Origin of the sequence: Clostridium sp. OF09-36 (genome assembly GCF_003481985.1) — a bacterium.
GTDB lineage: Bacteria > Bacillota > Clostridia > Lachnospirales > Lachnospiraceae > Brotaphodocola.
On record NZ_QUMD01000026.1, the window covers coordinates 1 to 22,933 of the forward strand.

A 22,933-nucleotide genomic window follows, 5' to 3' on the forward strand; every position below is an offset into this window, starting at 1 on the left:
TCACAAATGAAATCATCCGAAGAATCTTTCATAAGTGCTTCGCTCGACTTGCATGTGTTAAGCACGCCGCCAGCGTTCATCCTGAGCCAGGATCAAACTCTCAAATAAAAAGTTTGTTTCCCGGTTCAAAAATTAACCACTAGCTAATTGTTTAAACCGTTCTACTGTTGTTTGGTTTGTTTTTGTTCTGAATTTTCTCATTCAAAGATGTCCAACCAGGACTCTTTTTTATTAGAATTTTCAGGGTTTTAAACACTGTTCAATCTTTCATTTTCAAGGTTCATCTTGTTGTCTCGCTCTCAGCGGCAACTTTGATAGTTTAGCACAGCTCAAGCTTTTGTCAACAACTTTTTTAAATTTCTTTTTGAATCTTTTCAGATTCGTTTTGCTGTTTTCAGCAGCGTGTTGTATCTTACCAGATGTTTACGCTTTTGTCAACAGTTTTTTTATTTTCTTTTTTCTGTCCCGCTGTTTTTCGCGGGTGAGTTATACTATACCATCCAGGAAATGGTTTGTCAACAACTTTTTTCAAAAAATATAAAAACAAAAAGCCACACGCAAAAAGGCTTAAAAATCAGGCAAAATCCGGTTGCTATTTACGCGGTGCGCAAACAGCAACCGGATTATACACCGCATTCTGCCCTAGTCCTCACGAAAAGCCCTTCAAAATACACAAGAACAGCCAGTTAAACAGATTATTCTGATACAGCAAGCTCAGCCACCAGCTTTTTTCAATCTGTATAAGCACCGGCTGTGCCCACACCATACCAGAGCAGGCCTTTATAATAAGACCGGCGAGCCATATGATCAGAAGACCCGCAACACCTCCAAGTAATGCACCAGCTAGCTGGTTTAATTCTGATATGATTGGAAGCCGTGCTACCTGGTCCAGCCAATGTGCGCCCATCCGGAAGAAGAGAAATACCACCGCAAATAAGATTCCGGAGCCAAACGTCCGGATTACCATCGTTGCCAGATATGACCCGAGATAATCAAAAAAACGGTTCACGCCCAGCATACGGTAAATCTCACTATTGTTATTTTCCAGCAGTACCTCCTTCATTTGTTCCGGAAGCTTTAAATTTTCTATTATATTTCTCTGATACGAGGGCTGTACTTCTGTTCCATCTGGCTCATCTGTTTCTTCCATTCCAGCTTTTGCCCCGGCCATTTTCAAAAGACTCTCCCCCACCATCTGATGGATGGCAGTATTATGATTCAATGCAGCCGTCACACACGGCATGGCTACACGTGTCACAACAAGGCTCAGGATCAACGCTAATAATGTCACTGCAATGCGCACCAACCCTCTATAATGTCCATAAAGCACCATAGACAGCCAGAATACGCCCACACCGACAGACAGCCAGTGTTCTGCTAAAAAATCCATATGATATACTCCATTCTGCGCTTCCGGCCACCACATACATATATTTCTTTCATGCAAATTTTCACAACAATTTTTCGATTGCATCCGCAACCCCGTCTTCATCATTCGTCACGGTTACATAGTCTGCCTCTGCCTTTAATGCTTCCACAGCATTTCCCATGGCAACACCGATTCCGGCCATGCGGATCATAGTCATATCATTTTCCCCGTCGCCGAAACCCATGGTCTGTTCCCGGCTTAAGCCCAGATGCTTTGCCAGGCGAAGGATTGCTTCCCCTTTTGTTGCTCCGGGCGCATTGATCTCCAGGTTATTGTCCAGGGATGAACTGACAATTACGTCCCCGCGGTCCTGCAAGGCTCTTCTTGCGCGGGCACGCTCCTGCTGGTCACCAAAGAAATAATTGATTTTTTCCACCGTAAGCCCTAACGCGCGGACCTTCTCCACGACATCCGGTACTTCCTGTCTTGTCTGGCGGACCATTGCCTGGATCGTATCCGGGATCGCGTAATCATCCATATGTTCCAGAAACCGCTTTTCCCCATATGCACATCCATTCACATAGGCATCGTACATGGTATGAAACTTTCCTGCCATTTCCAAAATATCGATTGCCTGTGCGCAGCCCAGCTTCCGCTCATCCAGGATCTTATGCTCTGCCACGTCTTCCACGATCGCACCATTCGTCGTAATGGCATAACGGATTCCTGGCAAAGTACGCAAAAACTCCGGCACGCCTCCCCAGATGCGGCCGGTACAGGGTACAATATAAATCCTGCGGGCAATACATTCTTTCAGTGCCTTTTCATTTCTCGCAGAGAGACGCTTCTGGCTATCCAGAAGCGTCCCGTCTAAATCAAGTGCAATTAATCTAATTTCTCTTCTCATTATATAAAATGCTCTTCCTTTAAAATCAGCATGCCGTCTTTGTCATACTTAGAAGAAAACAATCCCTTAATGGCTTTGCCGAGAGATGGTTTTTCCGCACGGTCCGCAGCTTCCTCGATCAAAGCCTGTGCTTCCTTTCTGGTCAGCGGGATTCCATCTTCTTCCATGATCTCGATTCGCTCATAAAGCGCAAGCATGCTCTTACCGGTAATGCTGCAGTCAATCTCTGATGCATATTTGCAGCAATACTGCGCAAATTCATCGATATCCATTTCTGCTTCTTCTGCAGGTTCGGCTAGTTCTGCCGCTTCCTGTTCTGAAGCTTCTAATTCCGGTTCCGGCGCCCGCATAGCCCCATTGCTGGTTGAAACCACCTTACGTACCGGACGCTCTGCCTGCTTAAGGTTTGATTCTCGCTCCGGTTCTGCCATGCTTTCCGGCTCTGCCGCAGCAACCTCTGGCTCCGCTGCCTGTACCGGCGGATAATCACAGCCAATGCACTCAAACTTGTCTGCCAGCGACGGATTCTGCGCATGCAGCATCTCCATCTGTTTCGGGTTGTCGATCAGGATAATACGCATGCCGCTGGTATCGCGGGTCATAAGTGTTTCCAGTTCCCCGATCATCTGAGGCGTTAAGTCTCCGGCCTCTTCAATCATAAGATCTTTTCCGCTCAGCTTGTCTGCGCAGGCAAGGATTCCACGCTTATTCAGCTTGGAACCGGTAATCTTTGCCACCGGATTCTTAATTCCGGTTTCTTTCTGAATCTGTTTTAAGGTCTGAATCGCAATCTCCATACCTTTTTCAGGAGATCTTGCCTCGATCATCAGGTGATTGGTCATGCGCGGAAGTTCTGGTTCCTCGTCAAATTCGTCAATCTCTTCGATTTCCGGCTCCACGGTTTTTGTTTCCACTTTCTGCGCAGCTTCTGCCGCCGGCATACGGCGAATGGAATCCAGTACCGGGTCTTGCCCAGATCACTCTCCTCCTCCACTGCATCTTTCCCGATCCGCGATACCTCTTTTGCAAGCTGTGCCTCGGTCTCTGCCTGCTGTACCTGTGCCACAATTGCTTCTTTTCCATAGGAAAGATCCGGAGTAATATTTACCTCCGGTGCTTCTGTGTTTTCTTCATCGACGTCTTTTACAGCAACCTCTTTTAGCAAATTCTGTTCTTCCGAAACCACTTCTGAAGCCAGCTCTGCTTCTGCCTCTGCATCTGTTTCTTCAGCGGCATTTCCTGACTGTTCTGCCTCCGGCTGCACATCAGTCTCCGGCTCGTCATCCATCGCATCTTCCTCTTCAAAGGCCTGCTCTACTGCGCGCAGTTTTTCCTCGTATTTATCCCGGTTTTCTACCAGGTCCATCTGGTACTTATTTAACGGCGCATACTGGACCTTCAGCTCCATGGCCTTATCTACATATTTGCCAAGACCAAACATCAGCATGATCTTATCGCAGGCTGCCACACAGCGCTGCGCATCACCGGCACGGTGATACAGCTCTGCCAGCTCGTACAGCCATTTTTCATCCAACTCTTCTTCGGTATAGCCCTCCAGAGAATGGATCTGCTGCTCAATCGGCGCATCCATCGCCTTTAAAATCATATAACGGAGCAGATGCTGGCGCGGATCATCTCCCGCCAGATCACAGAATTCCCGGTAGTAAGCATTTGCTTCCTCTACATTGCCTTCCTTTAACGCAAGATCGGTCAGCTTGTAAAGCAGCCGTTTCCCGATCGGCGCACGCTCAAAAGCCATCAGCAGAATGTCTTTTGCATCCTGATACTCATGGTTCTTTTCGTAAACGTTGGCAACCATAGACAGCAGATTCGCATTGCGGACCTTCTTCCAGTCAATGGTATCCGCAATTTTCATGGCTGTCTCAAAATCGCCTGATTGCTTAATTTTCTGATTTGTTCTACTTTTATGTTAAACTCGTATTTATCCATCTTCTGCACTCCTTTGCCACTGTCATTTCGCTGCTGTTCATGTACGCATGGCCAGCAACGGGCAAATATCCATTCTCTCGCCGCCGTTTTTCTGCTCCGCAGACACCGGCAGCTGGTCTCTGACCTGCCCTACAACTCCACGCGCCCTTCTAATGCCCTTAACAGGGTTACCTCATCAATATACTCCAGATCTCCTCCAACCGGTACCCCGCTTGCAATCCTGCTTACACGGATTCCTGTAGGCTTGATCAGCTTACTGATGTACATGGCCGTAGTTTCCCCTTCCAGGCTGGAATTGGTGGCAATGATCACTTCTTTTATGTCCCCCTGAAGACGCTGCATCAGCTCCTTCAGCCTGATGTCATTGGGTCCTATACCCAGCATCGGAGAAATGGCTCCGTGCAGTACATGGTATACACCTTCATACTTTCCTGTCTTTTCGTATGCAGCCAGATCCCTGGTGTTTTCAACCACCATGATCGTTTTATGGTCACGCTTGTCGCTGCTGCAGATTGGACAGAGTTCCTGATCTGTCAGAGTATAACACTCCTTGCAGTAACGGATATTCGCCTTGGCCTGCGTGATCGCGCTAGCCAGACTCGCCACCTGCTCCTGCGGCATATTGATGATATGAAATGCCAGTCTCTGTGCTGATTTGCTTCCAACACCCGGAAGCTTTGATAATTCCTCGATCAGTGTTGTGATCTGTTTGCTGTAGTAATCCATTTTAGAATGGGAAGCCTCCGCCCAGACCGCCTAATCCGCCGGTCAACTTTGACATGGCTGCCTGAGACTCATCTTCCATCTTGCGCAGAGCCTCATTGGTTGCTGCCACGATCAGATCCTGAAGCATCTCGATGTCATCTGGATCTACTACTTCCTCAGAAAGCTTTACAGAAAGCACTTCTTTTTTACCGGAAACGGTTACAGTTACAGCACCGCCGCCTGCGGATGCACTGTACTCCTTCTCTTCCAGTTCTTTCGTTGTCTCTTCCATCTGGCGCTGCATTCTCTGCGCCTGTTTCATTAAATTATTCATATTTCCCGGCATTCCGCCCGGGAATCCACACGTTTTGCCATGATGCTTCCTCCTAATCTTTGTCATCTTTATAACTGTTTTGCATCTGCTCAGTTACTCATCTTCTATTGTAATATCCATGTGAACCGCATTTTTTAATTCTTCGTCACTGACGTAAATGGTGTTCAGCCGCTCACCGGCATTTCTCATGCGCGCTTTGAAATACATGGTCTTGCCATACTGCTCCTCCACATACTTTTCCAGCGCGCCAAGGACCGTAGGCCTGCTGCCGATGGCATAGTTGTCCCCATTTGAAAATACGATGCACAGACAGCTGTCTCCACTGGGTTCCAGCACTGTATCACGGAAGCTTGGACGGATCGCGCCGCCAAGTTCCCGGATAATTTTTCCCCAGTCCTGACGGATGAGGTTTAAATCTTCCAGCTGGGCTTTTGGAATCGATACCTGCTGCGGTGCCTGTGCAGGCTCTGCATCGACCGGTGCCTGCATTCCGCTTCCCTGCTGTCCCATCTGGGCCGCCATCTGCTGCATCATCTGGGAATTGACCGGAACTCCTTCATCCATCCGGTCTTCCAGTTCTTCTAACCGCTGTAAAATGGAATCCAGATTCGGCTCCATCTGCGGCTTTGTCAGCTTGATCAATGCCAGTTCAATCAGTACCCGCTTCTGGCTTGCATAGCGGATCTGATTGGAAAGTTCTGAAAAGATCCGGATAAAACGCATGAGCGTTTCCCCGCTGATCATTTCTGCCTCTTCCCGTAATAGCTTTAAGTTGTCCTCTGACATATCCAGCATATTTTCTGCGTCATCGGCTGTTTTTAACACTAGAAGATTCCTCAGGTACCAGATAAAATCTGTGACAAACTGCCCCAGTTCCCGACCCTGGATCACCATTTCTTCCAGTTTTTTCATGCACGCTGTTGTGTCCTTTGCGATCACAGCACGCAGCAGTTCACTAAAAACACCAGAATCCACTGCGCCCAGCACTTCCAGCACATTATCGTAAGTGAGCAGCGTGCCATAATGAAACGCTACACACTGGTCTAACAGGCTTAAAGCATCTCGCATGGAGCCATCCGCCGCCTTGGCTACATAGCGCAGCGCTTTCTCCTCTACCTGGATATTTTCCGCATCGGCCAGCTCCCGCAGACGCGCCGCAATGGTATCGATCGTGATACGCCGGAAATCATAGCGCTGGCAGCGGGACAATACCGTGACCGGGATCTTGTGCACCTCTGTCGTTGCCAGGATAAAGATCACGTAAGAAGGCGGCTCTTCCAGTGTTTTTAACAGCGCATTAAATGCACCGGTAGAAAGCATATGCACCTCATCGATGATATAAACCCGGTACGCGCCTTCCGTCGGCGGATACTGGACCTGTTCCCGGATCTCACGGATATTCTCCACACCGTTGTTGGATGCCGCGTCGATCTCTACTACATTCATGGAGCTTCCGGATGCGATTGCCTTGCAGGCTGCGCATTCATTGCACGGACTTCCGTCCACTGGATGCTCACAGTTTACTGCCTTTGCAAAAATCTTTGCAATGGTAGTTTTGCCGGTTCCCCGTGTTCCGCAAAACAGATAAGCATGGCCGATACGCCCGCTGGTAATCTGGTTTTTTAATGTCTGCACAATATGATCCTGACCCTTGACATCATCAAACTGGGCAGGGCGCCATTTCCGGTATAGTGCAGTATATGACATATTCTTTAACTCCTTGTTTCCGGCAGTCTGACTCACCGAATCCACCGGCCTGTCAGGCTGTCTTTATTCATCACCAAAGCTGATTCCGATCATCTTGGCTTCCTGGATCATGGAGCAGTTCGGATCTACCGTTTTTAATTTTCCGGCAACCTCCTCCAGCGGAACTTCCGTAATCTCGTTATTCCGCACTGCCACCATATAACCATATTTCTTTTCCTGGATCAGCTTTGCCGCTGCCGCACCAAGACGGGTAGAAAGCACCCGGTCATACGGACACGGCTCGCCGCCTCTCTGGGTATGCCCCGGAACTGTCACACGGACTTCCTGTCCGGTCCGTTCCGTGATCTGTGCGCCAAGCTCGTAAGCAACTGACGGATAGATCACCTGGTTCTTTTTCTTTTCTTTTAATTCCTTCTTGCTTAAGCCCGCATCTTCCTTGGAGATTGCGCCTTCCGCAACAGCCAGGATGGAAAAACGCTTGCCCTGTTTGCTGCGCTCCTTTAATGCCGCAACGATGACATTGATATCGTACGGGATTTCTGGAAGCAGGATAATGTCGGCACCGCCAGCCATTCCTGCGTACAGGGTCAGCCAGCCAACCTTATGGCCCATGACCTCCACGATGAAACACGTCCATGGGATGCCGCTGTTGTATGAATGCAGTCGATGGCGTTGGTTGCTACATTGATCGCACTCTGGAACCGAAGGTTACATCGCTTCCCCAAAGATCATTATCAATTGTCTTCGGAAGAGATACCACATTTAAGCCCTCTTCCCGCAGAAGGTTCGCCGTTTTCTGGCTTCCGTTTCCGCCCAGCACCACCAGACATTCCAATTTCAATTTCCGGTATGTGTGCTTCATGGCCTCAACCTTGTCCAGACCATTTTCATCTGGAACACGCATCAGCTTAAATGGCTGTCTTGACGTACCGAGGATGGTTCCGCCCTTTGTCAGGATTCCGGAAAAATCCGAAGGTTTCATGATCTGGTAATCTGCATACATTAAGCCTTTATAGCCATCTTCAAAACCAATGATCTCTACATCTTCAAACATCTTATACAGTGCTTTTGCCACACCGCGCATGGTTGCGTTTAAGCTCTGGCAATCGCCGCCGCTGGTCAGTATTCCTACTCTCATCGAAGACACACCCTTCTTTCTTTATAGTTATCCTAAATAAAAAAAACCCACTTTATTATAATACAACGCTTTCTCGTTTGTCCATCTTTTATTAGGAGAAAGAAGAAAAATGGGCATACCTTCATTCTCTGAAGATACACCCATTATTATTCTTTATTAAATCCGCGCACCCCGCTTTGTATACGGCTCACAGGCGTTACCCTGGCAGCCAGCTCGGTCCAGGCTTCCTTACGGCACACAGAGGGACTCACTTAGTGCTGCTGCATTCCTGCCCTGACACGGTTCATGAGGTTCTGTTGCGCAAGACCCAAACGTCAACGCCGCTTACCAGGGGCAGCCCTGCAAGTTCGCATCCGAGGCGGGATATCACCTCTGCTGGAGCGGATTGCAGATACAGGGCACCGCTATCTCCCCGGCTGCGCGGAAGCTTTATGACATGTTCTTGTGGCACCTGCGTTTGTTGCTGTTCACACGCTGCGCAAACAGTTTCTTTTCCTCGCAAATGCCTGTTTAGTATACCTTAGAACGCAGGGATTTGTCAAGGCTGAGCCTTCACTTTCTCACCCTTTGTGAAACTGCTGGTTTTTTCTACAGAATTTTCTTCTGCGGTCTGCTGTTTTGCCTGTTCTTTCTCTGCCAAACGTTTTTTTCTCAGGTCTTTGAAAAACTGCGACAGCATTCCCGAGCATTCTTCCCTGCATACATTGATTTTTGTCTCCACCTGATGGTTAAACCCTTCCTCATGGAGCATGTCCAGCACCGACCCGGCACAGCCGGCCTTGGGATTCATACAGCCAATGACCACATTGGGGATCCGCGCCTGCACAATGGCTCCTGCACACATGGGACACGGTTCTAAAGTTACATACATTGTACAGTCCTCCAGCCGCCAGTCTCCCATTTTCCTGCAGGCTTTCCGTATTGCGATGATTTCTGCATGAGCCAGGACCGTTTTGTCTGCCATGCGACGGTTATAACCACGGCCAATGATCTTTCCCTGATATACGATCACACAACCAATGGGGACATCTCCCAGAGCCGCAGCCTTTTTCGCCTGCCGGATTGCCTCTTTCATATAACGGATATCCTCTGGTGCTGCGGTTACCTCCGGTGCATCTTTTTCTATCATTGGACTTTCTTTTACTCTCTTTTCTTCTGCCACAACAAATTCCTTCCCAGCTCTGTATGTTTCGTTTCCATAACCAGTTGTTTTTATAGCTGTTACTGCTCACATATGGGCAAACAGTAATCCATAACAACAGTATAACGGATATACGCAGAATTCGGAAGCTTTTTCGTTACTGTCTGTGCAACGTGTATTTCCTGTACACGCATGTGTGCCCGGCAACGGAATCTCATGAATAACAACAAATCTTCATAACCGGATATCCGTATACCAGTAGCCAAATCTTCCGTCTCCCTGAGGCTGTTTCCTTGCCAGTACAAAATGCGGGAAACCAAACATGGAAGCCATGTATTTTTCGTTGCTGAAATAATGTCCGGGTACTCCCAGAAGATACCGCGGTGTCTTCTGCGGGTCCTGCAGCTTCGCCAGGATCAGATGGCGGTAATTATAATATCCATGAAGCAGGAAGCTGTTATTTCCATACACCCAGATTTCCCGCGGTAAAAGCCCGATGTCCTGGGGTTTTATGGAGAGGATTTCGCAGTCATTGTCATAGTCAAAAGCCAGAACCTTTGTGTACTGACCACTCATTTTTTTCCAGATATTCGTATCTGCAAGTTCTTCATTTTCTTCCCGGTCAAGCTCTGCCAGACGTGCGGTGTCCTCCGGGCCTTGATGCACATCCTGATCGTCCGGCTGCTTCTCTGTCTGTTCTTCCGGCAGATTTATTTGCTGCACCTCTGCCATACCTTCTTCCGGTATTCGTTTTCGATGCTTTTCCATCCTGGAATCTGGCGCAAAATCCTCCAAATGTTTTTCCACCACAGGCTCTGTCAGCATACTCTCTAGACGTTTTTCAGCCACCGATTCCGGTTGCTTGCTCTCCAGACAATTTTCCACTGTAGATTCTGCCTGCATGTTCTCCACACAGGCTTCTTTCACAGATTCTGCCTGTACACTTTCCCGCTTACTTCCCCCAATATTCTGACACGACTGTTCGTTTTTTCCCCCATCCACTGCTACATTTTCTTCCCACGGCGCAGTCGCTTCCAGCTTTTCTTCCTCTGCCTCCAGTTCACGCTCGATTTCTGCTGATATAGGAAGACTTTGCTGATCCTGCTGTTCTTCCTGTTGTTTTTGTTCCTGCTGTTTTTGTTCCTGCTGTTTTCGTTCCTGCTGTTTTCGTTCCTGCTGCATCCTCTCTTCCTGCTGCCTGCGGATATGCTCTGCCGTTACCTCTGCCAGCTGGATCTCTGCGGTCTGCGCTACTGCATCCTCCCAAATCGTAGTATAGCTCTGCCAGGCATTTTCCATATCATGGATCGTGAGACCGTAACAGTCTTCTATGCGAATGCCGGTTCCATCCACATCTTCGGACTGCACCTGGGTGCGAAACTCTCCCGCACCGCTGCGGATAAAGATCCGTCCCAGCAGAACTTCCCCACCGGTATGAAGCAGATATACACCGATATCGCTGCTGCCTACATAAACCTTCTTGACATTCACCTGGATCCGGCACTGCGGACCGCGCATGTCGATCTTGGCAAACCCTATATTTTTTCCTTTTTCTCCACCCTCGTATGCATATATGTACGAAATCAGTCTCCGATAATCAGACATAGCTCTCATCCCTCCGCTATTATGTATATGCGAAGGATATGAGAGCTATGTCCAAAATATTTATTTAGTAACTGTTCAGTACCGTCACAGTCACAAGCAAAAATCCATGAAAAATTGCCTGCGGCAATGGGATTTTTGCCTGCCAGCCTATGTTTTCTTACGGTCAGCGCAGACCTACTGAACAGTTACTTTATTTACAATGTTCCGTAAAATAATTCGCTAACTGCGCAAACTGTTTTAAATCCAGTGCCTCACCACGGATCGTTGCCGGAACTCCCAGGCTTTCAATGGCCGCTATGATCTGTTCCTTAGTAAAAGAAATGTCCGGTGCGTTATTCAAACCGTTCTGCAATGTCTTTCTGCGCTGGTTGAAAGATGCGCGGATTAGACGGAACATCAGCTTCGGATCGGTTACCTGAACCGGCATTTCCTTATGGCGGGTCAGACGGATGACCGCAGACCCCACATTCGGGCGCGGATGAAGCAGTTCGGCGGTACATTCGCCACAATATACGGCTCTGCGTAATACTGCACGGCCAGAGACAGTGCGCCATAGTCCTTGGAGCCCGGTCCTACCTGCATGCGGTCTGCAACCTCTTTCTGCACCATAACGGTAATGTTATCAATCGGCACATTGCTTTCAAACAAGCCCATAATAATCGGTGTGGTAATATAATACGGCAGATTTGCCACAACCTTGATCGGACGGCCGCCATTGTACTCCTCTGCCAGTTTTTTTATGTCAACTTTCAGGATGTCTTCGTTGATGATGGTAATGTTATCGTAATCAGCCAGCGTCTCTTTTAAAATCGGGATCAGGTTGTTGTCGATCTCTACTGCAACGACCTTCCCGGCTGCCTCTGCCAGGTACTGCGTCATGGTTCCAATACCAGGTCCGATTTCCAGCACCATATCCTCTTTTGTGACGCCTGCTGCCCCTATGATCTTATCCAGCACATGGGGATCGATCAGGAAGTTCTGGCCAAACTTTTTCTGAAAGGCAAACTGATATTTCTGGATTACTTCGATGGTATTCTTCGGATTACCAAGCTTTTCTCTCATGCTTCTTCCCTCCTTTATTTTTCTATCCGGTACATCTGCTTTGCATTCCGGTTTGTGATCTCAATGATCTGCTCTGCCGGTACCTGTTTGATCCGGCTGATTTCCTCTACCACATAAGGAAGGTTCAGCGAGGAATTCCGTTTTCCACGGTTTGGCACCGGGGAGAGATACGGGCAGTCGGTCTCCAGTACGATCCGCTCCAGCGGCATATACCCGACCACTTCTTTTAACTTTTTCGCGTTATTGAACGTCAGCACACCGCCGATTCCCAGATAAAAGCCCATATTCAGATATTCCTTCGCCATTTCCAGACTGTAAGAAAAGCAGTGAATCACTCCTCCGATTTCTCCCGCTTTTTCTGCCTTCATGATATCAAGCGTGTCTTTTGCAGCATCACGGCTGTGAATGATAACCGGAAGTTTCCGCTCCCTTGCCAGTCCAAGCTGACGCACAAACCAGGTTTTCTGAAGCTCCGGCTCTGGCTCGTCCCAGTGATAATCCAGACCGATTTCTCCGATCGCCACCACTTTCTCTTTCTCTGACACATGGCGCAGCCAGTCAAACAGGTGATCATTCAGCTCTGCTGTCTCACTTGGATGCACGCCGACCGCACCATAGACAAATGGATATTTTTTCATCAGCTCCAATGTATTTTTCGTTGTCTGGATGCTGGCGCCTACATTTACCACGGCCTCAATGCCGTGCTCTGACAGACTTTTTAAAACAGCATCGCGGTCCTCGTTAAATGCCTCATCATCGTAATGGGCATGGGTATCAAAAATCATAATGTTCTCCTTTAACTAACCAAACAGCAATCTGGATAACCCATACAAAAGCAGCAAATGCACCGGATACACCAGATAGAAAAACCATTTCCCCCGGAATCCCCCGCGTGTCCCGTTATAGCAGCGGATCAGGCAGAACGCAGCTGCCAGTCCGGGCAGGTAGACCGGTTTTGACTCGGCTGCCGCCAGAAAAAGCAGTCCCAGCAGACATGCCGTCCCCGGCTGCGGACGAAGCCAGAAAAACAGCGCGATCAGCATAATTCCTACAGCATCGTAATCGCACTTCAAAAACCAGGCAAGAAGTGCCGTTGCCGCGATCACGCCCATCTGCCGGTAAGGTGCCATACCCGCTTCGGTATTTTTTCCGATCCAGTCTATGACCGTTAACATCAAAATTCCAAGGAACAGGGTGATAAACACATTCTGCGCCCGTATATCCCAGGGTTTTCCAAATAACAGCAGGTCATACGGGACCTCGGAGAGAAGTGCAAAGATTCCAAGGCGCATTGCATAGCGCCTGCGGTTTGCCGTATGGCAGAAGCCTTCCACGAGAAGAAATACATAAATCGGAAATGCCATACGCCCCACCGAGCGCAAAATCCAGAAAACCTGGTTCCACAGATCTGCCGCGGCATCCGCTCCTGTCTCACGCAGCGCCGGGATCAGCCCGTAAGCCAGCAGGCGGATTGCTGCATGATCGCATAACATACTGACAACGGCAATCAGCTTTAACTGATTGCCGTTTAATCCATGTCTCAAAATTTGTTTTTCAGACATCTGTCTTTGTTCCTCATTCTTTGCGGCTGTCCCGCAGCCGGCATGCTTTTACTTCCGGGTTATCACCTTAGCAGATCTCAGCGCCGGACGGCATCTTCTTCTCCGGAACCATTAAGGACAGGTTTCCGTCTGCATCTTCTGCGCAGAGAAGCATACCCTCAGACAGTACACCAGCCAGCTTTGCAGGCTTTAAGTTTACAACTACCATAACCTTCTTGCCTACCATCTCTTCCGGTGAATAATGTGCCTTGATTCCGCTGACGATCTGTTTTACCTGGCTGCCGATCTTAACCTGGGAGCAGAGAAGCTTCTTGGACTTCTTCACAGCCTCGCAGGCAATGATCTCTCCAACCTGGAACTGGAGCTTTGCAAAGTCATCGTACTCGATTTCAGCCTTCGGCTCGATGTCGATGACCGGCTCCTCTTCCTTTGCTTCCTCTGCGGCCGGTGCTGCAGCCTTCTCAGCAGCGCGCATTGCTTCTACTTTTTCCATCACTTCTTTGATATCCATTCTTGCGAACAGGATCTCCGGAGCGTCGGTTACATGCTCGCCGGACGGATACAGACCGAACTGATCCATCTCGGAAAGGGCACGCTTCTGTGCATGGAGCTGTGCCAGGATCTTCTTAGAGGTATCCGGCATGAAGGACTCCAGTAAGGATGCGCCGATGGTGATTGCCTCTACCAGATTGTAGAGCACAGTTGCCAGACGATCTTTCTGAGCCTCATCCTTTGCCAGAGACCACGGCATGGTCTCATCAATATATTTATTGCAGCGGCGGAAGATGTTGAAGATCTCGGTGATGGCATCTGCCACACGCAGCTCATTCATCTTGCCTCTGCTTTCTTTACGGATTCCAGAACGACGTTCTTTAAGTCCTCATCCACTGCATCGGCAGCGCCGCCATTTCTTACCTCGCCGCCAAAGTATTTATTGGACATGGAAATGGTACGGTTTACCAGGTTTCCAAGGATGTTTGCCAGATCAGAGTTCATGCGCTCTACCATCAGCTCCCAGGAGATCACGCCATCGTTCTCGAACGGCATCTCGTGCAGAACAAAGTAACGGACTGCATCGACACCGAAGAAATCTACCAGAGTGTCTGCATAAAGGACGTTGCCCTTGGATTTACTCATCTTGCCGTCACCCTGTAACAGCCACGGATGGCCAAATACCTGCTTCGGCAGCGGAAGATCCAGTGCCATCAGGAAAATCGGCCAGTAAATGGTATGGAAACGGATGATATCCTTACCGATCAGATGAAGGTCTGCCGGCCAGTATTTCTCAAACAGCTCTCCGTGGTTTCCGTCGCAGTCGTAGCCAAGACCGGTGATGTAGTTTGTCAGGGCATCCAGCCATACATAGGTAACGTGCTTCGGATCGAAGGCAACCGGAATTCCCCAGGTAAAGGAGGTTCTGGATACGCACAGATCCTGCAGTCCCGGAAGCAGGAAGTTGTTCATCATCTCATTCTTTCTGGATACCGGCTGGATGAACTCCGGATGCTCGTTGATATACGCGATCAGGCGGTCTGCGTATTTGCTCATTCTGAAGAAGTATGCTTCTTCCTTTGCCGGCTGCACTTCACGTCCGCAGTCCGGGCACTTGCCGTCTACTAACTGGGATTCGGTGAAGAAGGACTCACACGGAGTGCAGTAAAGGCCTTCGTAGTAGCCTTTGTAAATATCTCCCTGGTCATACAGCTTCTTAAAGATCTTCTGGACCTGAGCCTCATGGTCTGCATCGGTGGTACGGATAAATTTGTCGTAGGAAGTATTCATCAGATCCCAGATAGTTTTGATCTGGCCTGCCACATCATCGACAAATTCCTTCGGGGTTACGCCTGCTGCCTCTGCCTTTAACTCAATCTTCTGACCGTGCTCGTCGGTACCGGTCTGGAAGCGGACATCATAGCCCTGCTCTCTCTTAAAACGCGCGATGCTGTCTGCTAATACGATCTCGTAGGTGTTGCCGATATGCGGCTTACCGGATGTATAAGCGATCGCGGTGGTGATATAATACGGTTTCTTGCAATTACAATTTTCATTCTGACACATGAGCCATGTTCCTCCTAAACTTTCGCTGCCGGACCTGCCTGTCAAATGTGACGCCTGTGCATTACTGTCTGTGAAACCTGTGAACCGTAATGCGTACAGTCTGTATATCCGGCGCTGCAACTGCGCAAGCCTGTAGTTTGTTGCGCCAATTAAGTTAATGATATCATAAAGTCCGTGAAAACTCAATATTCTGCATTCTATGGTTCTGTTGTATTTCCGGCTCGTATAGGATATAATTAGGAACACTTAAGACTAACTTTGGAGGATTGCTTCATGCATAACGATCATAAAAAAAGGCGCGCTCTGGTGTCATTACTGACCGGAGTGCTCTGCGTCATGCTGCTTTGTTCCTGCTCTCCCATCTCCCGCACGCCGCAGCCCACCACAGCTGCCCCATACGAGGAGGAAAGCACTTCAGACTATGAACAGCTGACAGAAAGCAGCTTAAAAGAACAGCAGCGTTTTGCGGATCTGGAAGAAACACTGTTTCAGGACGAGGTCTCAGCCTCCCGTCTGGATCTTCATTTTCTACTGAAAAACCCGGAAAGCCGCGGCATCACCAAAACCGATGCACTCATTTCACCGGTTTCCATGGATGCATTTTTGCAGACCCGGAAAGACCAGGAGGAGCTTCGCAGTGAGCTTGCTTCCTTTCAGCCTGCACTTCTAACCGGGGATCAGAAGCTTACGCTCCGCATTCTGGAAAGCCTGATGGACACAGAAAAAAAAGGAGAAGGGCTGGAGCTTTACAGCCAGCCGTTAGCCCCCACCATCGGAACCCAGGCACAGCTTCCGATACTGCTCTGCGAGTATGTCTTTTATACCCGCCAGGATGTGGAGGACTATCTGAATATTTTAGAATATCTGGACACATTTTACGGGCAGATCCTTTCTTTTGAGCAGGAAAAAGCCAATGCCGGCCTGATGATGAGCGATACTTCTCTGGATCATGTCATCGATTCCTGCAAAAGCTACCTGCTTGTCCCGGGAAACAACTTTATGATCGATTCCTTTAAGGAACGGTTAGCGGCTCTTCCCGATCTGACAGACGATGAAAAAAAAGAACTTTACTCCCGCAATGAAAAAGCCCTGGAGGAACATTTTGTCCCGGCTTACAAGCTTCTGATTGATGGACTGGAAGCCTTAAAAGGCACCGGAACAAACGAAAAGGGAATGTGCGGATACCCGAACGGAAAGGCATACTATGAATATCTTGTCTACACGGCAACCGGCACCTCCTACCATTCGATCGATGAACTGATGACGGCCACCGAACAGGAAATTTCCAACAATCTGCAGACCACCTCAAAGCTGCTTTCCGAACACCCGGAGCTGGAATCCATGCTCTCTGACTATCACTACCGCCAGACGGAGCCAACTGCCATTATGGAAGAGTTAAAGGAACAGACCTTAAAAGACTTCCCGCAGCTTCCGGAATGCAGCTACACTCTAAAGGATGTTCCAAAAGCCTTAGAGCTTTCCTTAAGTCCTGCCTTTTACTTAACCTCACCATTGGATGACAGCTCTGAAAATGTGATCTACATCAACCGGAATCCCGTCTACGATAACCAGCCGCTCTACAATACCATAGCCCATGAGGGTTATCCGGGCCACCTGTATCAGACCGTATGGTTTCACACCCACTGCGGCTCTGACCTGCGCAAGATCTTAAGCTTTTCCGGCTACACGGAAGGCTGGGCCGCTTACGTGGAAGCACTGTCCTACCGGCTGGATAACGGTCTGGACCCGCTGCTTGGCGAACTGCTGGAAGCGAACTCCAAAGCGACCCTCGGTATCCATGCGTATCTGGACCTGGCCGTGAATTACCTTGGCTGGGAGCGGGAAGATGTCCGCAAATACCTCTCCTCCTATTTCAGTGACCCGGACTCCATCACCGATTCCATGTTTGAGGCCATGGTGGATAATCCTGCCAACTATCTTTCTTACTTCATCGGCTCCCTGGAGATCCGCAACATGAGGGAAAACGCTAAGCTGCAGCTTGGTGAAAAATTCTCTGCCAAGCCTTTCACACCTTCCTTCTGGATATGGGAAATGCACCGTTCGATGTGATCCAGGCCTACTTTACTACCTGGCTCATGAACCAGAAGATGGAGCAGTAACAGACAGCCGCTCACGGAGAAATCCGTGAGGCGGCTGTCTGTTTTTATGCCGTTATGATCACATTCCCAAATAATTTATTTCATGAAAAATTTCTGCAGGTCTGCCTCGGTGGTATCGTCACCAATGGTAATGAGCTCTGTACCGGTCAGACGTGCGAACATTGCGATATCGTCTCTGGTCAGTGCAGTAGATACTACAGAGTGATGTGCACCACCTGCGTAGCACCATGCTGCGGTGCCGATCTGGAAGTTCGGTTTATGACGGTACATGATTCTTGCTACCGGAAGGTTCGGCATCGGCTTCGGCTGTTTTACCAGCTCGATGTCTGCGCAGATCAGGCGGAAGCGGTCACCCATATCAACCATGGTTACCTGGATACCATCGCCGGTCACGCCGTCGAAGATCAGTCTTGCCGGATCTTCTTTACCGCCAATGCCAAGCGGAAGCACATCAATCTCCGGTTTGGTAGCTGCAAATGCCGGCGGAACCTCCAGCATATGGGAAGCCAGCTCTAACTCCTGGCCCGGAGTCAGATCGTAGGTGTAGTCCTCGATAAAGCCGGTTGCACCCTCTTTGCCCTCGGACATCTTCATCAGAACTGCGGATAAAGCAGAGATCTTATAGTCGCCCTCCGGACCAAAGCCGATTCCCTTTGCCATTAAGTTCTGTGCTGCGATACCCGGAAGCTGTTTTAATCCGTGCAGATCCTGGAAGGTGTCTGCAAATGCGCCGATACCGTTGGCAGCCAGGAATTTTTCCAGGCCAACCTCATATTTTGCCTGCTCGCGGACAGAATCGATCCGGTCAGTCTTCATGGTGTACTTGTCGGTGTACTCTTTCATCTTTGCATCGATCTCATCTTCGGTCACTGCATTGATGATGTCTACGAGGTCACCCAGTGCAAAGTAGTTGCACTCCCATCCGTATTTGATCTGGCTCTCTACGCGGTCGCCATCGGTTACGGCTACTTCACGCATGTTGTTGCCGAAGGAAGCAACCTTTAAGGACTTGGAGTAAGCGATTGCCTTTGCGACAGATGCGAACTGGCGGATCTTTGCAACTACATCGTCATGCTTATAGTAGCCTGCAACAACCTCGTGCGGGATTCCCATTCTTGCTACAATGAAGCCATACTCACGGTCACCATGTGCAGACTGGTTTAAGTTCATGAAGTCCATATCGATCGCATCGTACGGAAGCTTCTCGTTTGCCTGGGTATGCAGATGTAAAAGCGGTTTTCTCAGTTCCTGAAGACCCTTGATCCACATCTTAGCCGGGGAGAAGGTATGCATCCAGGTGATCACGCCTACACAGTCATCATCGCAGGATGCCTGACGCATGATCTTGATGCAGCTCTCGGAGTTGATGATAGTCGGAACCAGCTCTACCTCCACGATATCTTTTAATTTGTCATTTAAAAACTCTGCCATCTGGCGGCTGTCCTCAGCCACCTGTTTTAAGCACTCGTCTCCGTAAAGATCCTGGGAGCCTACTGCAAAGTATAACTTTTTCATTTCAATCTACCTCCTGTTTGATAAATGTGAATGTTTCTTATTGCTATTCATCTTATGTCACGTACCGAGTTTCCGTTGTTGAATGTCACCGGAAACTGGTGTGCGTAATTCTTTTTCTGCCATTCCGGATCCTCCATCATGCGAAGAAGGTTCCTGGCCGTGATCTTTCCAAGATTATATTTGGGATGGATCACCGATAAGATCTTCAGTTCCGCGTCCTGCTCCGGCCCGGCATCATCAAACGATACCAGGGAAATATCATCCGGGACCTTCAGTCCGCGTTCCTTTAAAAAATCCATATAGAAGCCGGCCACCTCATCGTTATAGAGGATCATGGCCGTGCAGTCCTTCGTCCTGCGGTACATCCGCAGCAGACTCTTCCTGCTCAGCTTTTCTTCCATATCCTTGGTGGAATACCACCGGATACAATCATCATCAAAATTGACACCATAATCCGAAAGGCACTCGATAAATCCGCGGTAACGCTCGATCCCCTGTATATCATCATACTTGAAGATCCCTCCGATCCGGCGGTGGCCGTTCTGGATCAGCAGCCTGGTCAGCTCATAGCCTGCCCGGGCGTCCGACATTTCCACGCTGTCAAACTGCTCATTCTGGTAATGGTTGTGGATGAACAGGGTCGGAATATTCCGTTTCCGGACTTCCTTATAAAGACGCAGATTCGGATTCGGGAACGTAGAACGGGTTCCCTCTATGATGAGGCCAGCCACGTTCCGATTTAAGAATCCCTTTAAATACATTTCCTCATCGTTCAGACGGTTTCTTGTCACGGCTACATCGATCTCGAAGCCTTTGTCCCGGAGCACCGATTCGATTCCTGCATATACCTGCGGAAACAGATAGTCCGAAAAATAGCTTAAGATCAGCCCACATGGGGACGTGCTCCGTCCGCGTCACTATTTTCATAGGATACATAAGTACCGCTTCCCTTTACCCGGACGATCAGTCCGTCTTTCTCCAGACGGTCCAAAGCGTTGCGGACCGTCTGCCTGGAATATCCAAACTTTTTCTGAAGGATATGTTCGGACGGGAACTTATCCTGGTTTTTAAGCACTCCGCTGGTGATCAGGGTGCGGCCCCAGTTATAAAGCTTCTGGTATTTCAGATTATCCTGATTCTGACTTCCCGCTGTTCTGGGCATATCATCAAACCTCCGATGCTTCTTCTGATGCCGGCATTCCCGCCGCACAAATTTGGGCAGCTGCCGTTGTCGGTTCCGGCACGCTGGATTTTCCCCGTCTGGCTATTTGATAACCTGCAGGGACTGGCGGTCTGCGAAGACTGCTACGAATACCAGGAATACCACGCCCTGAATCAGCTGCATGAGCTGTGTAGAGAAGCCCATCATGGTCAGTCCACTGTTTAATACGATATAGAGCAGGGAACCTACGATGATATTCTCGAAACGAACCTTCGCACCACCGGAGATCGGCATACCGCCAAGTACCAGTGCGATCAGGATCTGGGTCTCTAACTGGTTACCACCGGAGGATGTAACAGAACCAACCTTGATAACGTTGATGAATGCTGCAAAACCGGTAATTGCGCCAGCTAAAACGTAGATCCAGAACTTCATGCGGTCGGTGCGGATACCAGAGAACATTGCGGCCTTCTCACCTGCACCGATAGCCTTTAAGTAAGTGCCGAACTTCGTGAAGCGGAACAATACAAATCCAATAACCAGAATCAGTACGGTACATGCAACCTTTAAACCGGTGCTGTCAAAGTTGATCAGCTTTGCAGAACCTGCGACCGGCGCGTTGGTGGTCAGATACTTGATGAAACCACGGAACAGGAACATGGTACAGATCGTAACAATGAAGGATTTGATCTTACGGTATACATAGAAGTAACCGTTGATCGCACCGATTGCTGCGCCTGCCACAATACCGCCAACGATCGCTAACGGAATGCTGGTCTTGGACAACATACATACTACGATGGATGCAATACCCAGGATAGAGCCCTGAGAGAAATCCAGACCACCCATGGTCATAATAAAGAATACACCGGTTGCTGCGATCATAGTCACATATACCTGTGACAGTACCAGCGGCAGGTTCTTCATCATTCGGAAATTCGTGAGTACATTAAACAGTAAGAAAATGATAATCAGTCCCGCGATCGGAAGCAGGGCACGGATCATCGACATTTTTGATATTTTTTTGAGCTGTTGCTCCTTCTGGTCTGTGTTTGTCTTAACTTGATTCTCCATTGCTGCCTCCTTATACCATCATCGTAATCAGGCTGTTCTCATCGAGGGCCTCACTACGCTCCAGCTCTCCGCTGGTCCTGCCATCCTTCATGATCATGATGCGGTCGCACATACCAATGAGCTCCATTAACTCCTCAGAAATCATGATGATGGACTTGCCATTCTTTCTCATCTGGTTCATTAACTGATAGATATCCTGTTTTACCTTGATATCGATACCTCGGGTCGGACTGTCTAATACAACGATATCGGAGTCTTTACCGATCCATCTTGCAAGAACAACCTTCTGTTTATTACCGCCGGAAAGGTCGGATACAAACTGGTCGACATTGACCATCTTAACGGACATCTGCTTTGCATATTTGTTTGCAAACTCTTTTAACTTCTTATCGCTTAACAGATGGGACTTGCCAGCCAGACTGTCCAGGGACGGCAGGCAGATATTGTCACCGATACTCTGGTTCAGTACAACAGACTCGTTATCACGATCCTTGGATGTGTAAGCGATGCTGTGCTTGATCGCAGTCGGGATATCGTTGATCTGGGTACCGTCTGCGAGCTCTACCGTACCGGTGCGGTCATAAGATGCACCAAAGATTGCTTTACCGATCTCATGCATACCAGACTCAGACAGACCGCCGAAGCCTAAGATCTCGCCCTTATGCAGGTCAAAGCTTACATCGTGGATCAGGCCAGGAACAGATACATTCTTTACAGAAAGAACCACCTCATCAGAAACCTTCTCTCCGTAATCGGAACGATAATAGTCACCGGTTACCTCACGGCCAACCATGAGACGCTTTAAGTCATCCTCTGTTACGTCTTTGCTCTTTACAGTGTCAATGTAAACACCGTCACGCATGATAGTGATGGTATCAGACTTGTCCAGAATCTCCGGAAGGTCATGGGAAATGAAGATGATAGAGTTTCCGCTCTCGCGGATCCGGTTCATGTGCTTGTAAAGCTCTTCACGTCCCTCCTGAGAAAGAGCGGTGGTGGTCTCATCGATGACTACGATCTTCGGATCAAAGTAGGTTGCCTTTACGATTTCAATCAGCTTACGGTCCTCGAAGTTGTACTCATCAATGATGTCTGCTGCCTTGATCCGCTCAAAACCATACTGTTTTAAGAGCTCCGTTGCCTTTTTGTTCATGGCATTGGTATTCTTAATGCCCATATGTACAAACTGGTCTTCATGACCTAGGAAAATGTTCTCTGCCACCGTCAGACCAGACAGGGTACCAAGCTCCTGCACGATAATGGAGACACCCTCATTGTTTGCCTCAACCTGGTTTTTCGGATGGATCTCTTTTCCATCCAGTACGAAGGTACCGCTTCCGATGCTGTAGATACCGGTCAGCATGTTGGTCAGGGTTGATTTACCAGAACCGTTCTCACCGATCAGCGCGTGTACTTCGCCTTTGTTTACGTTAAATGAAACATTCTGAACCGCCTTCGTGATACCGAAGGACTTGCAAAGATTTTTTACCTCTAACCTTACTTCGCTCATTGCATTTCCTCCCT

General features: G+C 48.8%; 17 protein-coding genes, 1 rRNA gene, 1 other RNA gene and 3 pseudogenes. 1 reads left to right on the top strand and 21 read right to left on the bottom strand.

Annotated features, from left to right (window positions below; genetic code table 11):
• From DXA97_RS15675 to metG, 16 genes and pseudogenes are all read right to left on the bottom strand, one after another.
• Positions 1–108 (bottom strand): 16S ribosomal RNA (locus DXA97_RS15675); the annotation flags it as partial.
• Positions 109–649: 541 nt separating this feature from the next.
• The gene (locus tag DXA97_RS15680) at positions 650–1,390 is read right to left on the bottom strand and encodes a CvpA family protein (RefSeq protein WP_118544151.1); all 741 of its coding nucleotides are present in this window, start codon (positions 1,388–1,390) and stop codon (positions 650–652) included.
• Positions 1,391–1,451: 61 nt separating this feature from the next.
• Entirely contained in the window at positions 1,452–2,276 is an 825-nt protein-coding gene (locus DXA97_RS15685) for a Cof-type HAD-IIB family hydrolase (RefSeq protein ID WP_118721023.1), read from the bottom strand.
• On the bottom strand, positions 2,276–3,175 hold the full coding sequence (locus DXA97_RS21145; protein WP_347561657.1) for a hypothetical protein: 900 nt from the start codon (positions 3,173–3,175) through the stop codon (positions 2,276–2,278). The genes DXA97_RS15685 and DXA97_RS21145 overlap by 1 nt, the downstream gene beginning before the upstream one ends.
• Positions 3,115–4,152, bottom strand: a complete 1,038-nt coding sequence (locus DXA97_RS22385; RefSeq protein ID WP_347561658.1) for a hypothetical protein — start codon at positions 4,150–4,152, stop codon at positions 3,115–3,117. The genes DXA97_RS21145 and DXA97_RS22385 overlap by 61 nt, the downstream gene beginning before the upstream one ends.
• 203 nt (positions 4,153–4,355) lie before the next feature.
• The gene (gene recR, locus DXA97_RS15695; RefSeq protein ID WP_118721024.1) at positions 4,356–4,952 is read right to left on the bottom strand and encodes a recombination mediator RecR; all 597 of its coding nucleotides are present in this window, start codon (positions 4,950–4,952) and stop codon (positions 4,356–4,358) included.
• A 1-nt stretch (position 4,953) separates the two neighbouring features.
• Positions 4,954–5,331, bottom strand: coding sequence for a YbaB/EbfC family nucleoid-associated protein (locus DXA97_RS15700; RefSeq protein ID WP_118721025.1), 378 nt, complete (start codon positions 5,329–5,331; stop codon positions 4,954–4,956).
• A 27-nt stretch (positions 5,332–5,358) separates the two neighbouring features.
• The gene (gene dnaX, locus DXA97_RS15705) at positions 5,359–6,972 is read right to left on the bottom strand and encodes a DNA polymerase III subunit gamma/tau (protein ID WP_118721026.1); all 1,614 of its coding nucleotides are present in this window, start codon (positions 6,970–6,972) and stop codon (positions 5,359–5,361) included.
• 63 nt (positions 6,973–7,035) lie between these two features.
• Positions 7,036–8,110, bottom strand: a pseudogene (locus tag DXA97_RS15710) (ATP-dependent 6-phosphofructokinase).
• A 162-nt stretch (positions 8,111–8,272) separates the two neighbouring features.
• Positions 8,273–8,534: signal recognition particle sRNA large type (gene ffs, locus DXA97_RS15715), an RNA gene on the bottom strand.
• A gap of 114 nt (positions 8,535–8,648) precedes the next feature.
• Entirely contained in the window at positions 8,649–9,239 is a 591-nt protein-coding gene (tadA, locus tag DXA97_RS15720) for a tRNA adenosine(34) deaminase TadA (protein WP_118721052.1), read from the bottom strand.
• A gap of 246 nt (positions 9,240–9,485) precedes the next feature.
• Positions 9,486–10,856, bottom strand: a complete 1,371-nt coding sequence (locus tag DXA97_RS15725) for a DUF6128 domain-containing protein (RefSeq protein ID WP_118721027.1) — start codon at positions 10,854–10,856, stop codon at positions 9,486–9,488.
• A 190-nt stretch (positions 10,857–11,046) separates the two neighbouring features.
• Positions 11,047–11,918, bottom strand: a pseudogene (gene rsmA / locus DXA97_RS15730) (16S rRNA (adenine(1518)-N(6)/adenine(1519)-N(6))-dimethyltransferase RsmA).
• 14 nt (positions 11,919–11,932) lie between these two features.
• The gene (locus DXA97_RS15735; RefSeq protein ID WP_118721028.1) at positions 11,933–12,703 is read right to left on the bottom strand and encodes a TatD family hydrolase; all 771 of its coding nucleotides are present in this window, start codon (positions 12,701–12,703) and stop codon (positions 11,933–11,935) included.
• A 15-nt stretch (positions 12,704–12,718) separates the two neighbouring features.
• A complete protein-coding gene (locus DXA97_RS15740; protein WP_118721029.1) occupies positions 12,719–13,480 on the bottom strand; it encodes a TraX family protein in 762 nt (253 codons plus the stop codon).
• A gap of 67 nt (positions 13,481–13,547) precedes the next feature.
• A pseudogene (gene metG, locus DXA97_RS15745) lies at positions 13,548–15,538 on the bottom strand (methionine--tRNA ligase).
• A 273-nt stretch (positions 15,539–15,811) separates the two neighbouring features.
• Between metG and DXA97_RS15750 the strand changes: the two are divergent.
• A complete protein-coding gene (locus DXA97_RS15750; RefSeq protein ID WP_118721030.1) occupies positions 15,812–17,608 on the top strand; it encodes a DUF885 domain-containing protein in 1,797 nt (598 codons plus the stop codon).
• A gap of 125 nt (positions 17,609–17,733) precedes the next feature.
• Here DXA97_RS15750 and araA read toward each other — a convergent pair whose 3' ends face one another.
• The 5 genes from araA to DXA97_RS15770 all read right to left on the bottom strand — a co-directional run bounded on the left by araA (position 17,734) and on the right by DXA97_RS15770 (position 22,919).
• A complete protein-coding gene (araA, locus tag DXA97_RS15755; RefSeq protein WP_118721031.1) occupies positions 17,734–19,173 on the bottom strand; it encodes an L-arabinose isomerase in 1,440 nt (479 codons plus the stop codon).
• A gap of 47 nt (positions 19,174–19,220) precedes the next feature.
• Complete coding sequence (locus DXA97_RS15760; protein WP_347561661.1) at positions 19,221–20,060, bottom strand: substrate-binding domain-containing protein; 840 nt, start codon at positions 20,058–20,060, stop codon at positions 19,221–19,223.
• A complete protein-coding gene (locus DXA97_RS21155; RefSeq protein ID WP_243107710.1) occupies positions 20,057–20,335 on the bottom strand; it encodes a GntR family transcriptional regulator in 279 nt (92 codons plus the stop codon). Before DXA97_RS21155 ends, DXA97_RS15760 begins: the two co-directional genes overlap by 4 nt.
• Positions 20,336–20,437: 102 nt before the next feature.
• Positions 20,438–21,409: an ABC transporter permease gene (locus tag DXA97_RS15765; protein ID WP_118721032.1), complete on the bottom strand. Its 972-nt coding sequence runs from the start codon at positions 21,407–21,409 to the stop codon at positions 20,438–20,440.
• 10 nt (positions 21,410–21,419) lie between these two features.
• A complete protein-coding gene (locus DXA97_RS15770; RefSeq protein ID WP_118721033.1) occupies positions 21,420–22,919 on the bottom strand; it encodes a sugar ABC transporter ATP-binding protein in 1,500 nt (499 codons plus the stop codon).
• Between the last annotated feature and the right edge of the window lie 14 nt (positions 22,920–22,933).

Bases quoted from the DNA above. Each gene is read 5' to 3' on its own strand.
- DXA97_RS21155 (WP_243107710.1), bottom strand. From the start codon at position 20,335: ATGCCCAGAACAGCGGGAAGTCAGAATCAGGATAATCTGAAATACCAG.
- DXA97_RS15750 (WP_118721030.1), top strand. From the start codon at position 15,812: ATGCATAACGATCATAAAAAAAGGCGCGCTCTGGTGTCATTACTGACC.
- DXA97_RS15770 (WP_118721033.1), bottom strand. From the start codon at position 22,919: ATGAGCGAAGTAAGGTTAGAGGTAAAAAATCTTTGCAAGTCCTTCGGT.
- tadA (WP_118721052.1), bottom strand. From the start codon at position 9,239: ATGATAGAAAAAGATGCACCGGAGGTAACCGCAGCACCAGAGGATATC.
- dnaX (WP_118721026.1), bottom strand. From the start codon at position 6,972: ATGTCATATACTGCACTATACCGGAAATGGCGCCCTGCCCAGTTTGAT.
- DXA97_RS15740 (WP_118721029.1), bottom strand. From the start codon at position 13,480: ATGTCTGAAAAACAAATTTTGAGACATGGATTAAACGGCAATCAGTTA.
- DXA97_RS15685 (WP_118721023.1), bottom strand. From the start codon at position 2,276: ATGAGAAGAGAAATTAGATTAATTGCACTTGATTTAGACGGGACGCTT.
- recR (WP_118721024.1), bottom strand. From the start codon at position 4,952: ATGGATTACTACAGCAAACAGATCACAACACTGATCGAGGAATTATCA.
- araA (WP_118721031.1), bottom strand. From the start codon at position 19,173: ATGAAAAAGTTATACTTTGCAGTAGGCTCCCAGGATCTTTACGGAGAC.
- DXA97_RS15725 (WP_118721027.1), bottom strand. From the start codon at position 10,856: ATGTCTGATTATCGGAGACTGATTTCGTACATATATGCATACGAGGGT.
- DXA97_RS15700 (WP_118721025.1), bottom strand. From the start codon at position 5,331: ATGACAAAGATTAGGAGGAAGCATCATGGCAAAACGTGTGGATTCCCG.
- DXA97_RS15765 (WP_118721032.1), bottom strand. From the start codon at position 21,409: ATGGAGAATCAAGTTAAGACAAACACAGACCAGAAGGAGCAACAGCTC.
- DXA97_RS15735 (WP_118721028.1), bottom strand. From the start codon at position 12,703: ATGATTTTTGATACCCATGCCCATTACGATGATGAGGCATTTAACGAG.
- DXA97_RS15680 (WP_118544151.1), bottom strand. From the start codon at position 1,390: ATGGATTTTTTAGCAGAACACTGGCTGTCTGTCGGTGTGGGCGTATTC.
- DXA97_RS22385 (WP_347561658.1), bottom strand. From the start codon at position 4,152: ATGAAAATTGCGGATACCATTGACTGGAAGAAGGTCCGCAATGCGAAT.